General features: G+C 68.3%; 12 protein-coding genes. 8 read left to right on the forward strand and 4 right to left on the reverse strand.

The genetic code is table 11. The features are described from left to right. Positions 1-7 precede the first annotated feature (7 nt). The 3 genes from QTI68_RS35105 to QTI68_RS35115 all read right to left on the reverse strand — a co-directional run bounded on the left by QTI68_RS35105 (position 8) and on the right by QTI68_RS35115 (position 4,626). A complete protein-coding gene (locus QTI68_RS35105; RefSeq protein ID WP_286528596.1) occupies positions 8-1,369 on the reverse strand; it encodes a DUF1329 domain-containing protein in 1,362 nt (453 codons plus the stop codon). 34 nt (positions 1,370-1,403) lie between these two features. Next, entirely contained in the window at positions 1,404-3,239 is a 1,836-nt protein-coding gene (locus QTI68_RS35110) for a DUF1302 domain-containing protein (protein ID WP_286528597.1), read from the reverse strand. Positions 3,240-3,513: 274 nt separating this feature from the next. Further along, on the reverse strand, positions 3,514-4,626 hold the full coding sequence (locus tag QTI68_RS35115) for an AraC family transcriptional regulator (protein ID WP_286528599.1): 1,113 nt from the start codon (positions 4,624-4,626) through the stop codon (positions 3,514-3,516). Between the two features lie 131 nt (positions 4,627-4,757). On the opposite strand from QTI68_RS35115, the gene QTI68_RS35120 reads away from it, so the two are divergent. Next, positions 4,758-6,647 carry a sensor histidine kinase gene (locus tag QTI68_RS35120; RefSeq protein ID WP_286528601.1) on the forward strand — a complete coding sequence of 630 codons (1,890 nt, stop codon included), beginning with the start codon at positions 4,758-4,760 and terminating at the stop codon, positions 6,645-6,647. After that, positions 6,638-7,258 (forward strand): response regulator transcription factor, encoded by a 621-nt coding sequence (locus QTI68_RS35125; RefSeq protein ID WP_286528603.1) that lies wholly within the window; start codon positions 6,638-6,640, stop codon positions 7,256-7,258. Before QTI68_RS35120 ends, QTI68_RS35125 begins: the two co-directional genes overlap by 10 nt. Here QTI68_RS35125 and QTI68_RS35130 read toward each other — a convergent pair. Further along, positions 7,255-8,706: a patatin-like phospholipase family protein gene (locus QTI68_RS35130; protein WP_286528605.1), complete on the reverse strand. Its 1,452-nt coding sequence runs from the start codon at positions 8,704-8,706 to the stop codon at positions 7,255-7,257. The two genes, QTI68_RS35125 and QTI68_RS35130, sit on opposite strands and share 4 nt — an antisense overlap. 204 nt (positions 8,707-8,910) lie before the next feature. On the opposite strand from QTI68_RS35130, the gene QTI68_RS35135 reads away from it, so the two are divergent. The 6 genes from QTI68_RS35135 to QTI68_RS35160 are packed head-to-tail and all read left to right on the forward strand — an operon-like array spanning position 8,911 to position 13,316. Next, positions 8,911-9,753 carry a DUF2092 domain-containing protein gene (locus QTI68_RS35135; protein ID WP_286528609.1) on the forward strand — a complete coding sequence of 281 codons (843 nt, stop codon included), beginning with the start codon at positions 8,911-8,913 and terminating at the stop codon, positions 9,751-9,753. A gap of 12 nt (positions 9,754-9,765) precedes the next feature. Next, positions 9,766-10,362, forward strand: coding sequence for a hypothetical protein (locus QTI68_RS35140; protein WP_286528610.1), 597 nt, complete (start codon positions 9,766-9,768; stop codon positions 10,360-10,362). Between the two features lie 29 nt (positions 10,363-10,391). After that, positions 10,392-11,189, forward strand: coding sequence for a DUF3313 domain-containing protein (locus QTI68_RS35145; protein WP_286528612.1), 798 nt, complete (start codon positions 10,392-10,394; stop codon positions 11,187-11,189). Then, a complete protein-coding gene (locus QTI68_RS35150) occupies positions 11,186-11,944 on the forward strand; it encodes a hypothetical protein (protein ID WP_286528614.1) in 759 nt (252 codons plus the stop codon). Before QTI68_RS35145 ends, QTI68_RS35150 begins: the two co-directional genes overlap by 4 nt. 8 nt (positions 11,945-11,952) lie before the next feature. After that, the gene (locus QTI68_RS35155) at positions 11,953-12,930 is read left to right on the forward strand and encodes a formylglycine-generating enzyme family protein (RefSeq protein ID WP_286528616.1); all 978 of its coding nucleotides are present in this window, start codon (positions 11,953-11,955) and stop codon (positions 12,928-12,930) included. Then, entirely contained in the window at positions 12,927-13,316 is a 390-nt protein-coding gene (locus QTI68_RS35160) for a hypothetical protein (protein WP_286528618.1), read from the forward strand. The genes QTI68_RS35155 and QTI68_RS35160 overlap by 4 nt, the downstream gene beginning before the upstream one ends. The last annotated feature ends 116 nt before the right edge of the window (positions 13,317-13,432 follow it).

Genomic DNA, 13,432 nt, shown 5'->3' on the forward strand with positions numbered 1-13,432 from the left:
CTCCCGCTCAGCGCACGCCGGAACCGGCCAGCGCATCGGGGCTCCAGGCCGTGGCCGACAGCGGGTCGGTGTACTTGAGGCCCACGGTGTAGGCGCCCATCAGGCCCGTGATGTTGTAGCCGTTGGTCGTGAAGTCATGGAAGGACTGGCCCATGCTCGCGGGCGCCGGCACCTCGTACGAGGGGTTGGTGTAGACGAAGCCCGCCCGATAGAGCTGGCCGCGTGCGTCGTATTCGTCGGAAGCCACCGCGATCCAGCTGTCCTCATCGACGTAGAAGGTGCGCTTGGCGTAGATGTGGCGCTTGTCGGCTTTGAGCGTCGCTTCCACCACCCACACGCGATGCGCCTCCCAGCGCACGAAGTCGGGGTTCAGGTGGTTCGGCGTGGCGACCGCATAGGGATCCTTGGCATAGACCAGCTTGAAGGTGTTGTAGGGAATCAGCATCTCCTTCTTGCCGACCAGCTTGAAGTCGTAGCGGTCCATGGCGCCGTTGAACACCCAGGCGTCGTCGTAGGTCGATGCACCGGCCGCGCCCGGGTTCGGCGTGTCGTAGGCGATGTCGGGCGCCAGTTTGACGCGGCGCTGGCCCGGCAGGTACTGCCAGGCACGGCGGCCGTTCTTCATCGGGTTGATGTAGTCCTGCGCCAGCAGCGCCTCACCGGCGCGGCGCGCCGGCGCGGTGTAGGCGATCCTGGTGCGGAAATAGATGTCGTTGTCCGCAGAGACGCCCGTGCGCTTGGGGTCGTAGTAGGGGTAGTCCATCTGGATCTGGCCCGTGGTGGCGAGCACCGCCTTGCCCGACGAGTCGACGTTGATGGAGTCGTACTGCGTGTAGTAGCTCTGGCCCGTGTAGCGCAGCAGGTGGTTCCACATCACCTCGTGGCCGGTCTTGGGGATCGGGAACGGAATGCCGGCGTAGGTGCCTTCGAGGCCGAGACCGTCGTCGGTGGTCTTCACGGCCGTCGCGTTCTTTGCCGTGTTCTCGATCACGTACTTGGGGAAGGCCATCGAGCGGTGCGAGGGATAGACGTCGACGCGCATCGTCGGGTACTTCTTCAGCAGCTCCTTGGTGCCTTCGGTGAGCTTGGCGTCGTACTGCGCCAGGTTCTGCGCCGTGATCGCGAACAGCGGCTTGTCGGCCGCGAAGGGATCGGGGCGCACGCCCGAGCCCTTCTCGTAGCCGGGCGGCGGCGTGGTCAGTCCGCCCGTGTATTCGGGGATCGACTTGTCGGCACTGCCGGCGCGCTCGGCGCCGGTGGGGGTCAGCGTGGTGCCGAGCTTCCTGGCTTCGTCGGCGCCGACCGCGGCCAGCGCGGCGTGGGCGGCCAGCGCGATCAGTGCGCCGGCCCAGAGTGGACGTGTGTTCATGGCTTGTCTCCGTGGTTGGGGGGAATGGGACGACTCAGAAGGTCGCCTTGAAAGTCAGCAGCACGTGCCCTCGGTCGGACAGGCTCGCGTAGGTGCCGTTGGCCACGTTCATCGCGCCGTTGGGCAGCGTGCTGTAGTCGCCATAGAAGCCGACATAGCGCAGCGCGATGTTGTATTTGGAGCGCACATCGGCCGCCACGCCGATGCCGTAGGTGCCGGCGTTCTTGTTGCCGCCGGTCAGCACCGCCGAGTTGCCCGAGAGGCCGCCCGACCAGCTCAACGGCATCGAGAGGTCGACGCCCGCAAAGACCTGGTACCAGGTCGGCGTGAAGTTGAGTCCGAGTCCGAAATAGTCCTTGCTGACCGCATCGACGTTGGCCGGATTGGCACGGTAGGCGGCGCTGCCCTTGAAGGCGCCGGGGTTCTGCGACACGCTGAGCCAGCGGTTCCAGATCAGCTCGGCGTTCCAGCTCGCACTGTCGAACAGCGCGGTCTTGGACACGGTCCCGAGCAGGTTCAGCACGCCGTGCATGGTGTCGCCGCGTGCGCCGGGCGCATCGCCGCCGAGCGCCGCGAATTGCCCCAGCGAGATCCCGCCCGTGGCTGGGTTGGCCAGCGGCGCGGGCAGCACCTGCACCGGCACGCTCTGCAGCGGCATGTTGCGGCGGTAGCTCAGCTCCGCGCCCAGGCTCAGGCCGGCGACGTTCTTCGCCAGGCTCAGGCCGTAGATGTCGATGTCACGGCCGTAGAAGGCCTGGTACTGGCCCACGTAGCCGGCCTGGATCTGCGGCAGCGTCGCCGCGCCCGGGTTGATGTAGCAGTTGGTGGGTCCGATGGGCCGCAGGCCTGCCCTGGCGCAGGCGGCCGCCGGCACGCCGGCCGCCACGGCCGGCATCAGCGCGAGCTGCGGCTGGATGTCCGCGGTGCGGCGCCCATAGAGGCCGGCCGTGCCGTCGAGCCATTCAGGGCTCCAGCGCGCCGAGAGGCCGAAGTCACCCGTCTTGTTGGGCTCCGCGCTCGTGGCCTGCAGCAGCCGCTGCCCGGGACCCGCGATCAGCGATTCGCCGCCGTGCAGCAACGCGTCGTTGACCGTCAGGTAGCTGCCCGACTCGGGATAGCGCGCGCTCTCCCAGTCGAAGAAGGTCTGGGCCGAGAACGAGAGCTCGGGCGCGGGCTGCACCTGCAGCGTCATCGCGTTGCGCGGCCGGTAGAGCTCCTTGGCCTCGATGCCGGGCGTGGCGAGCGCTTTCCAGAGGTCGAGCGAATACTGGCCGTACGAGATACCGTGCACCGCGCCGCCGGCCAGCAGGCTCTCGCCCCAGTAGACCGTGTGCTTGCCCAGGCGCAGGCCGACGTTGGTGTCGCCGATGTCGGTGCTGCCGAAAATGAAGGCATCGAGCAGCTCGCCCGAGACGCCCTTGGCATAGCGCGAGGTGTAGGGCGACAGCGCGCCCGCGGTCGGCACGCCGTAGACCAGCGTGTTGGCCGTGGCGTTGTTGTGGTTGTCGAGGTTGTCGTAGGCCGCATCGCCCCAGGCAGCGCCGCTGACGCGAAAGCCATACTTCTTGTCGACCACCAGGTCCATCTCGCTCAGCAGGTCGAGGCGGTTGGCGATCAGCGAGTGGTTGCCGAAGTTGCGGTCGCCGTCGTCGAAGTTCGGATTGCTGAGGATCGCCTTGTCCTGGCCCTGCACGCGCTGGCCCAGGTTGTAGCGCAGCGTGTTGTCCCAACGCAGCACCACGTCGGGGTTGCCGGTGTCGATCTCGATCGAGTGGGCGGGCCCGGCCAGGGCGAGGAGCGCCAGCGCGGCAATGGAAACCGCCGAGCGGCGGTGACGCGCGGCAAGGCGAAGCGAAGCGGTATGGACCACAGGGGTGTCTCTCGAAAGGTGTTTCTTCGTGACGCCGGGAGGGCCCGGCTTTCTTTTGTCGATCGGCGGCCGTGCGCAGCCCGGTCACCGACGGCCGATTCTGTTGAGACGGGGGTTTCGTCGCCGGTCTTTTCGGCCAATTCGGTGGTCTTTGTCGCGCGCGCGGCCGGCGTGCCGGCTGCGACCTCGCCGGCCGGCGAACTCGAGGGCTGGCCTGGCGCAGCCATCGACGCTCGCCGGACCGAGGCGATCGACGGCGCTGCCGCTGCGTGGCTCAGGCGCTCGCTTCGGGCCGAGCGGCGAGTTGCGGAGCTTCTGCGTTCGCGGAGCGAGCGACGGCCCGCTCCCGCCATGCGGCGGGCGTGGTGTCCGTCCAGCGCCGGAAGGCGCGGTTGAAGGTGCTCGCATCCGCGTAGTCGAGCGCCGCCGCCACCCGCGCCGTCGACAAGTCGGTGTCGAGCAGCAGCTGGCGCGCATATTCGTAGCGCACGTCCTCGAGCAGCGCGCGCACGCTGGTGCCCTGCGCCGCAAGCTTGCGATGCAGCGTGCGCCGCGGCATCGACAGCAAGTCGCACAGCAGGCTTTCGCTCGCGCGGCCGTTCGCCACCATGCGCCGCAGCGTGGCACTGATGTGGTGCACCAGCACCTCGGGCGCCACGCTTTCCTGCGCGAGGACCTCGCGCTGCAGTTGGCGATGGCGCTCGGCATCCGAGGCCAGCGGCGCCAGCGCGAGCCAATGGCGATCGAAGCGCAGCTCGGTGCGGTCGGCATCGAAGACGAGTCGGCAGCCGAACAGGTGCCGATAGGGGTCGAGGTCCGCAGGCCGCCCGTGAGCGAAGCTCACCTCAACGGGCGACCAGCGCGGCCCGCAGAGCGCGCGCAGGATGTTGAACTCGAAGGCAGCAACCAGGTCGTAGGCCTGCGCCGTGCCGGGCATGTCGCGCAGGTAGATCGCATAGCCGAAACTGGCGTGTATGCCTTCGACGGCGTGCGTGGGCACCCCGCCGCGCGTCTGAAGATGCAGGTGCGCGATCAGACTGTTCAGTGCCGCATCGACCGTGCGCGACCGCTGAATCAGTTCGCCGAGCATTCCGAGCGACGAAGGATCGGCATGCTGGCCGGCGAGCAAGCCGAAATGCGGGCATCCCGTGCGCTCGGCGCAATGCAGCAGAAGCTGTCCGCCGTTACGGTAGCTGAGCCGGCCGTCAGGATGATCGAAGGTGTCGGGCGCCAAGCCCAGTTCGGCCAGCACGCGTGCGGGCTCGATGCCTTTCTGGCGCAGAACGACCGGCACGCCCGCCAGCGAGGCGGTGCGAACGCTGCCGGGGTCGGTCGCCGGGGAATCCCCGAAATGGGGGCCGCGCGCCTTCGAAACCGAACGCAACATCGAGACGACACCCCCTGTGAAATAGGCCGAACGCACGATGCAGTGGCCCAAAATGTCAAGAGACGTTGAGCCGTATTGTATTAACGTTCGCTCGCCACAAACGAAAGCGCCATGCCGAAGACGGAGAGTTCTTGAAGCCGCCGATCGCCCGCCGGGTTCGTTTCCCGCTTGTCGTGTTGTGCCTTCTGGCGCTGTCTGGCGGCGCCGCCATGGCGGTGGAGAGCCACACGGTCCTGGTGCTGTATTCGAACGGGCGCCTGGTGCCCGGCAATGTCGAGGTCGAGGCCGGGCTGCGCAGCGCCATCGAGAGCAGCGCCGAGCGGCCGGTCCATTTCTTCAACGAATTCCTCGACAACCCCGATTTCGTGGGCGATCGCTACGAGCGCACGATGACCCGGTACTTGCGTGACAAGTACACCGATCGACCGCCGGCGATTGTGGTCGCGGTCGCGCGCGACTCACTGGATTTCGTGCTGCGTCATCGCGATGACCTTTTTCCGGGCGTGCCCGTGGTTCATGCCGCCGTGTTCACGACATTCCCGACGCCACTGCCTGCGTTGCCCCTCGATGTGGTCGGGGTTCCGGTCGGCTACGAGATCACGGGCAGCCTCGAGCAGGCGCTGCGCTGGCATCCCGGCACCGAGCGGCTGGTCTTCGTCACCGGCAGCACGCCGCGTGACCTGAACTGGGAGGCGCTGTTCCGCGCCAAGGCCACCGGCCTCGGGCCCAAGGTGAAAGCGGAGTTCCTCGCTGGCCTGCCGATCGATGAACTGAGCAAGCGCCTGGGCGAACTCGACGAGCACTCGCTCGTGTTCACGGCCGGCTTCTACCAGAGCGGCGACCAGCAGCGCTTCACGCCCCGCGATGCGGCCGAACTGATCGCGCAGGCATCGGCGGTCCCCGTGTACGGCACCTTCAGCACCTTCCTGGGCACCGGCGTGGTCGGCGGCGTGATGCCGCGCTTCGATGCCATGGGCCGACAGGCCGGGGACATCGTCAACGCGCTGCTCGACGGCACCTCGCCCGCCGCGCTCGAGTTGCCCGAGCGCACCCGCAACACCTTGAGCGTCGACCAGCGCCAGACACGCCGCTGGGGCATCGCCGATGCCGACATCCCCTCGGACGCCATCGTCGAGTTCCGCCAGCCCACCTTCTGGGAGGCCTATCGCCGGACCGCGGTGGTCGGTGGCACGGTGATCCTGCTGCAGGCCGGGTTGATCGCGGCGCTGATGGTCGAGCATCGCCGCCGCCTCAAGGCCGAGATGACGCTGGTGCAAAGAGGCAGCGAACTCGCGCACGCCTCGCGGCTCGCGATCGCGGGCGAGTTGACTGCATCGATCGCGCACGAGATCAACCAGCCGCTGGCCGCCATCCTCGCCAACACCGAAGCCGCCGAACTGATGATCAAGTCCGGCCGGCAGAAGCCGGACGACATCGGCAACATCCTCGCCGACATCCGGCGCGACGACCTGCGCGCGAGCGACGTTATCGCGCGGCTGAGATCACTGCTCGCCCGGCAGGTGGTCGCGCGCCACCCGATCGAGCTCAACGAGGCTGTCGCGCAGGGGTGCGCGATGCTCGACGCCGAGGCTCGCCGGCGCTCGATCGACCTCGTGGTCCGCGCCGGGCCAAGCCCGCTGCAAATCCTTGGCGATCCCATCCAGATCCAGCAGGTGCTGATCAATCTGGTGCTCAACGCCATGGATGCGGTGGGCGACCTGCCCGAGGACCGGCGCAAGATCGTGGTGTCGACAGTGCGCCACGCCGACCACGTCACCGTCAGCGTGAGCGACCGCGGCCATGGGATCGAGGCGACGCACCTGCCGAGGCTCTTCGATTCCTTCTTCAGCACCAAGCGCAGCGGCATGGGCCTGGGCCTGTCGATCTCGCGCTCGATCGTCGATGCGCACGCCGGTCGACTCCGGGTCGACAGCTGGCCGGGCAAGGGTACCGTCTTTCACATGGATGTGCCGTTGCTCGGCCCCAACGGCACGGCACCGAAGGAATACCGATGGACATGAAACCCCTGATCCATGTCGTCGACGACGACGCTTCGCTGCGCCTGGCGCTTCTGCGGTTGCTCGACGCGGCTGGCTTCGACGGCCGCGGCTATGCCGACACCGGCGAGTTCCTGCTGCATCCGGTGCCCGATCGCCCGGGCTGCCTGCTGCTCGACGTCAACCTGCCCGGCCCTTCGGGCCTCGAGTTGCAGGACGTGTTGCAGGAGCACGGCTGCCTGCTGCCGGTGGTCTTCCTGAGCGGCCGCTCCGACATCCCGTCGAGCGTGCGGGCCATGAAGGGCGGCGCAGTCGATTTCCTGCAGAAGCCGGTGCAGGGTGAAGCGCTGCTCGCCGCCATCGGCCGGGCGCTCGCGCGCGATGACGCGCTGCGCAGCGCGCGGGCGGAGCAGCAGCGACTCGAGGCGTTGTTCGCGACGCTCACGCCGCGCGAGCGCGAGGTCTTCGACCGCATCGTCGCGGGCAAGCTTAACAAGCAGATCGCGGACGAGCTCGACACCAGCGAACGCACGGTGAAAACGCAGCGCTCACAGCTCATGCAGAAGCTCGGCGCCGACTCCGCGGCCGAACTCGGGCGGCTCGACGAGCGGCTCCGGCAGGCGGCGTCCGGCTAGGGTGCGTGCGGCACCAGCGTGCTGCCCGCATCCTTGAGCAGACGCGCGAACTCGGGCGAGTCGAGGATCAGCGTCGAAGCGGCGGCGCGCAGCCGGTCGACCGCCTCGTCCGGCAGGTAGAAGCTGGTCGGCAGGCTGTTGAGGTAGTCGCGCTCGCCGCGGTCCTTCAACGCGTCGAAGGAGACGTCGATGGCATAGATCTCTGCATCGGGCACGCGCATGAGCTGCGTGATCGCGGGGTCCTTGTTGGCCGCCATCGCTGGCGACTCGCGAATGCGCCTCATCGTCTGCCAGCGCGCCGCGGTGTCGCGCAGCAGCTCCACGGCTTCGTAGGAGTTGTGGTCGATCGGCACCCCGCTCGCCTTCAGCAGGATCTCGATGGTGCCGGGCGGCGTTGCGGATCGGTCCCAGTCCGTGGGCGGCGTCGACAGCGAGTTGACAATGAAGACCACCACTCGCCGCACATGGTCGAGCGGCGTCGGCATGCCGGCCTCGTGCAGCGCCTCGAGCAGTTCCAGCGCATCGAGCACACCGCGCATGCCCACGTTGTCGGAGACACCGCCATCCACCAGGTGCAGGTAAGGCCGGTCAGCGCCGTCGCCCAGCGCGGCCATCGCATCGATTGAGCGGATCGCGCGCGCGGCCGGGCGTGGCGGCGCAACTTCTCCATAAAAGGTCCGGGCCCAGGGGGGCAGTCGGTAGCCGCAAGTTCCGCCGTAGTTGTCGAGCGTCACCGGCGACAGCACAACCGGTACGGCGGAAGAGGCCGCCGCGGCGCGCGACAGCGACACCGCGCTCAGGTCCGAGCACATGATGTCGAACACGCTCTGCTGGAAGACCAGCCGCGCGCCGGTCGAGAGGTCGGTGGCCGAGGCCAGCACCAGCGGGCCTTTGCCGCGTGCCAAGTCGCCGAAGGTGGCGCCCTTGAACAGGATCTCGTCGTAGAGCTGGGCCGCCAGTTCGGAGCGTCCCCAGCCGGTCGATCCGAGGTCGACCCAGTAGTCGGGCTTGAACGCACGCGCGATCAGGTCGCCCTGCACGTCGCGCTTGAGGAAACGCTGCACGTAGTCGTCGAACAGCCGGTCGCCGTAGAGGCCGTAGGCGAGCGCCGTGAAGCTTCCACCCGACACCCCAGTGATGACATCGACCTGGTCGATCAGCCGGCCGCTCCGGCCGCGCGGTCCGACCACCTCGGTGCGGCGCAGGAACTCCAGAACGCCATAGGAAAAGGCCGCGGCCCGCGTACCACCGCCCGAAAAGGCGAGGATGACAAGGTTCTCCTTGTCGCGTTCCGGCGCCGGGCGGGTCTCGTAGCGATAGCCGCGGCTCGGGTCGGCCTGCGCCAGAGGCGGGTTGACCGGCCGCGATGCGCAACCGGCCAGCAGCAGTCCCAGGCAGCCGGCAAGGCAGGCGCCCAACCAGGGGCGCGAGCGACGGAGGAGCTGCATCGACACGGTCATGAGGCCATCCAGGGGAAGCGCTTTCTGGGGTCGATCCACTGTAACCGCGCCGTGCCGCCGCGGCGCTTCCCCTTCGGGCAACCAAGTTGCCCCTGCACCCGATTCACGCGCCGCGCCGCGCTGCCGATGATGACCGCCCGGAGGCGCCCGCAGGGCCGCCGGTCCGTCGTTGCTGACTCCAAGGAGCTTTTCATGGTCCGGTCCCGATTCACTGCCGCGTTGATGTTCGTCGCGGCCACCTTGCTGGGGACCGGCGCTGCCGCCCAGACCGCGGCGCCTGCGAAGCCCGCGCGCACCGCCAAGGCCCAGCCCCAGGCGCCGCAGCTCGAGGCCCGGGCCATGGACCTGCTGCGGGCGATGAGCGCCAGCCTCACGAGCGCGAAGTCGCTGGCCTTCACGGCCGTCACCACCTACGAGAGCCCGAGCAGTGTCGGCCCCGCGCTCGCCTACGGCACCACCTCCGAGGTGCTGCTGCAGCGGCCCGACCGGCTGCGGGTGGTGACGCTCGGCGACGGTCCGGCCTCGGAGTTCTCGTACGACGGCAAGACCATCACTGCCTTCGCGCCAGCCGAGAACCTGGTCGCCGTGGCGCCGGCGCCGCCGACCATCGACGCCATGCTCAAGCAGGCCTTCGACAACGCGGCGATCTACTTCCCGTTCGCCGACATCGTCGGCGCCGACCCCTTCCAGACACTCACCGACGGTATCGGCAAGGCCTTCTACATCGGCCAGTCGAAGGTGGTCGGCGGCACTACCACCGAGATGGTGGCGATCGCCAGCGACCAGCTCTTCATGCAGATCTGGATCGGCGCCGACGACAAGCTGCCGCGCAAGATGCGCGCGGTGTTCCGCGGCGACCCGCTGCAGCTGCGCCACCAGGTCGAACTGTCGAATTGGAAGCTCGACCCGGTGATCGCGGCCGAGGCCTTCGCGGCGGTGAATGCGGCCAATGCGAAGAAGATCGCCTTCGCCGCGCCCAAGTCCGCAGCGCCTGCCAGGAAGTCCGGCAAGGCCGCTGCCGCCAAGGCGCAGTAAGAGGTGAACACCATGTCCAACACGCCTTCACACAAGATCCTGCTGCCACTGCTGGCAGGCCTGCTGCTCTGCGCCGGCTTCCATGGACAGGCCGCCGCCTGGGCCAGCGCCAACCGCTTCGGCGGCCACTCGTCGGGTGGCTGGGGCGGTGCCGAGCACACCAACGCCTGGGGCGGCAGCACCTCGCACAGCTGGGATGGCGCCACCAGCCACACCAACGCTTGGGGCGGCTCCACCACGGGCGTCGCCGGCTACGGCGCGGTCCACACCACCGCCGGCGGCTACAGCGCCTATCACCCGCCCGCCTATGGCGCCGCGGGCTATGCGCCCTATCACGCGCCGGTGGCCGTGCCCTACTACCACGCGGGCTGTTACGACTGCGCGGGGGCCGTGGCGGCCGGCGCGGTCGTCGGCGTGGCAGCCGGCGCGGCGGTCTCGACCGCGAACCGCGGCGCGGTCTACCCGATGGGCGTGAGCTACGCGCGCGTGCCCGCCGGCGCCGTGATGGTCAACCGCTATGGCGTCGACTACTACCAGGTCGGCGACAGCTGGTTCCGGCCTTTTTACGGCGCCAACGGCGTCTACTACACCGTGGTCGGCGCACCATGAGCGGGCGTCGCCCGCAGACAAGGAACTCGATGAACTTGCGCTTCCAACGGACTTCGATGCTGGGCGGCCTCGCGGCGGCTATGGCGCTTTTCGCCACCGGCTGTGCCGCGCCGGGCTCGGGCAATGCCGGCATCACGGCCTCCGAGAACAACGTGGCCAAGGTGTCGAACGTTGGTTTCCTGTCCGATCCGGCCAAGCTCAAGTCGCAGCCCGCCAACGGCGGCTTTCTGTGCTGGCGTCAACCCGGCATCGACTGGAGGATCTACGACAAGGTCATGATCGAACGCATCAAGGTCTACGTGACGCCCGCCAACGAGCAGAGCCCGATCGACCCGAGCGACCTCAAGGCGCTGATCGACTACTTCCACAGCGCACTGGTCAAGAACCTCTCGCCCAACGTGAAGATCGTCGACGCCGCGGGCCCCGGCGTGCTGCGCGTGCGGCTGGCGCTGACCTCGCTCGTGCCGACCAACACGCTGGCCAGCATGGCGGGCACCGCGGTGCCCTACGGCTTCGTCGCCGAGATGGGCTCGGGCGCGGCCACCGGACGGCCGCCGGGCTCGACGCCGTACCTCGGCAAGACGGGCCTCGAAGCGCAGTTTCGCGATGGCGCCACGGGCAACGTGCTGGCCGAATGCGCCGACACCCAGATCGGGCTCAAGTACGCGGCCGATCTCAATGGCGGCGCCACCACCGCCGCCGAAGCCTGGATGAACGGCTACGTCAGCTCCTTCACGAGCTGGAGCTACGCCCAGGACGCCTTCAACAAATGGTCGGCCGCCCTTGCGCGTCGCCTGGCCGAACTCAAGGCCCAGCCAACGCAATGAGCGCACGCCGTTTCATGAAGTCGCTGTCCGCCTGCGCGGCCGCCCTGGCCTGCCTGCCCGCCGCGGCGCAGACCACCCTGACCTCGAGCAACGACTGGCAGTTCGAATTCGCGCCCTATCTCTGGCTCGCGGGCATCAAGTCGGACCTCAAGCTCGGCCCGCTGCCCGACGACGTGCTCAGCGTGAGTTCCAAGGGCATCCTCGAAGCGCTGGACTTCGGCGCCATGGGCACGCTCGAAGCGCGCAAGGGAGCCTGGGGCGGATTGCTCGACGTGCAGTACGTCAAGCTCGGCGTCGGCAACCAGCTGGCCGGCGGCCTGCTGGGCGGCTACAACGTCAAGTTCGAGCAGACCATCGCGACCCTGGCCGGCTTCTACCGCGTGGTCGAAGGCCCGTTGGCGGTCGACGTGGTCGGCGGCCTGCGCTACGTGAACGCGAAGACCAACGTCGACATCGCGCCGAGCCCGCGCGGCCTCGGCCGCCAACTCGAGGAAAGGACGGGCTCGACCGACGGCATCGTCGGCGTGCGCGCCATCGTGCCGGTAGGCGACAGATGGTCGCTGATGGGCTGGCTCGACGTCGGCGAAGGCGGCTCGAGCGCGAGCTGGCAGGCCATCGCGGGCGCGAGCTATCAGTATTCACCCACCACTTCACTCAAGTTCGGCTACCGCTATCTCGACTACCGGCGCGACGACGCGCTGCTCGACAAGGTGGCGATGGGCGGCTTCTACTTCGGGGCAGGCTTCAAGTTCTGAGATCACCCATGACGACCGACACCCTTCCCAAATCGATCCCGGCCGCTGCGCCGTATCCAGGCATGCTGTGGATTCCCGGCGGCACGTTCCGCATGGGCTCGGACCACCACTACCCCGAGGAAAAGCCCGCGCACCGCGTGACGGTCGACGGCTTCTGGATGGATGCGACACCGGTCACTAATGCGCAGTTCAGGGCCTTTGTCGAGGCCACCGGCCACGTCACGTTCTGCGAGATCGCGCCTGATCCCAAGGACTACCCGGGTGCGCTGCCCGAGATGCTCCGGGCCGCCTCGTCGGTGTTCGTCGCACCGCCCGGCCGCGTGAGCCTGCGCGACCACTTCCAGTGGTGGCAGTTCGTGGCAGGCGCCAACTGGCGCCGGCCGCAAGGCGTCGACAGCAGCATCGCCGACAAAGACGATCATCCGGTGGTTCACCTGGCCTGGAACGATGTCGAGGCCTATGCGAAGTGGGCCGGCAAGGACATCGCGACCGAGGCCGAATGGGAGTTCGCCGCGCGCGGCGGGCTCGAGGGCGCCGAGTATGCCTGGGGCAGCGAGTTGGTACCGGGCGGCGTGCACCAGGCCAACACCTTCCAGGGCGAATTCCCCTGGCAGAACCTGGCCGAGGACGGCTTCGCCGGCACCTCGCCGGTGCGCAGCTTCACGCCCAACACCTACGGCCTCTTCGATATGATCGGCAACGTCTGGGAGTGGACCCAGACTTGGTACGCGCCGCGCCACCCGGACGAGAAGCTCAAGGCCTGCTGCATCCCCGTGAACCCTCGCGGCGCAGCGAAGGAACAGAGCTTCGATCCCCAGATGCCACAGTTGCCGATTGCGCGCAAGGTCATGAAGGGCGGCTCACACCTGTGCGCGCCGAACTACTGCCGGCGTTACCGGCCCGCAGCGCGAATGCCGCAGCCGATCGATACCTCGACCTCGCACCTGGGATTTCGCTGCATCGCGCGCCGGGAGCCCGAGGCGTGACCGAGTCGCCGCGTACACGGCTCGACATGATCCTCGCGATCGCGTCGATCGTCGAATTCGCCACCGGCCTCGCGCTGCTGCTCATTCCTGCGATCGTTATCCGACTGCTGCTCGGCGCCGAATCCGAGGGCGTGGCACTCGCGATCGCCAGGCTGTGCGGCATTGCATTGATGATGCTCGGCTGCGCTTGCTGGCCGAGCCGCCGCGCATCGCGCATCGCATCCACTCCGACCCGGGCCATGCTGGCCTACAACGCGGCCGCCGCGGTGTACCTGGCCTGGCTCGGCATCGCCCACGCGCCGGTTGGGTGGCTGTTGTGGCCCGCTGTGGTGCTTCATGCGGCATTCGCAGCCTTGCTGGTCCACGCGGCCCGCCACGAACCCTGATCTCAGGGCGCTGCATCTTCCCTTTCGGGCAACCGATCTGCCCTTCGACCCGATTTCATTGCAATCACGCGCGGGCAATGATCGGCCGAGATCGTCGACCGTCCATCGGAAAGGAA

This window comes from Variovorax sp. J31P207, assembly GCF_030316965.1.
GTDB lineage: Bacteria > Pseudomonadota > Gammaproteobacteria > Burkholderiales > Burkholderiaceae_C > Variovorax > Variovorax ginsengisoli_B.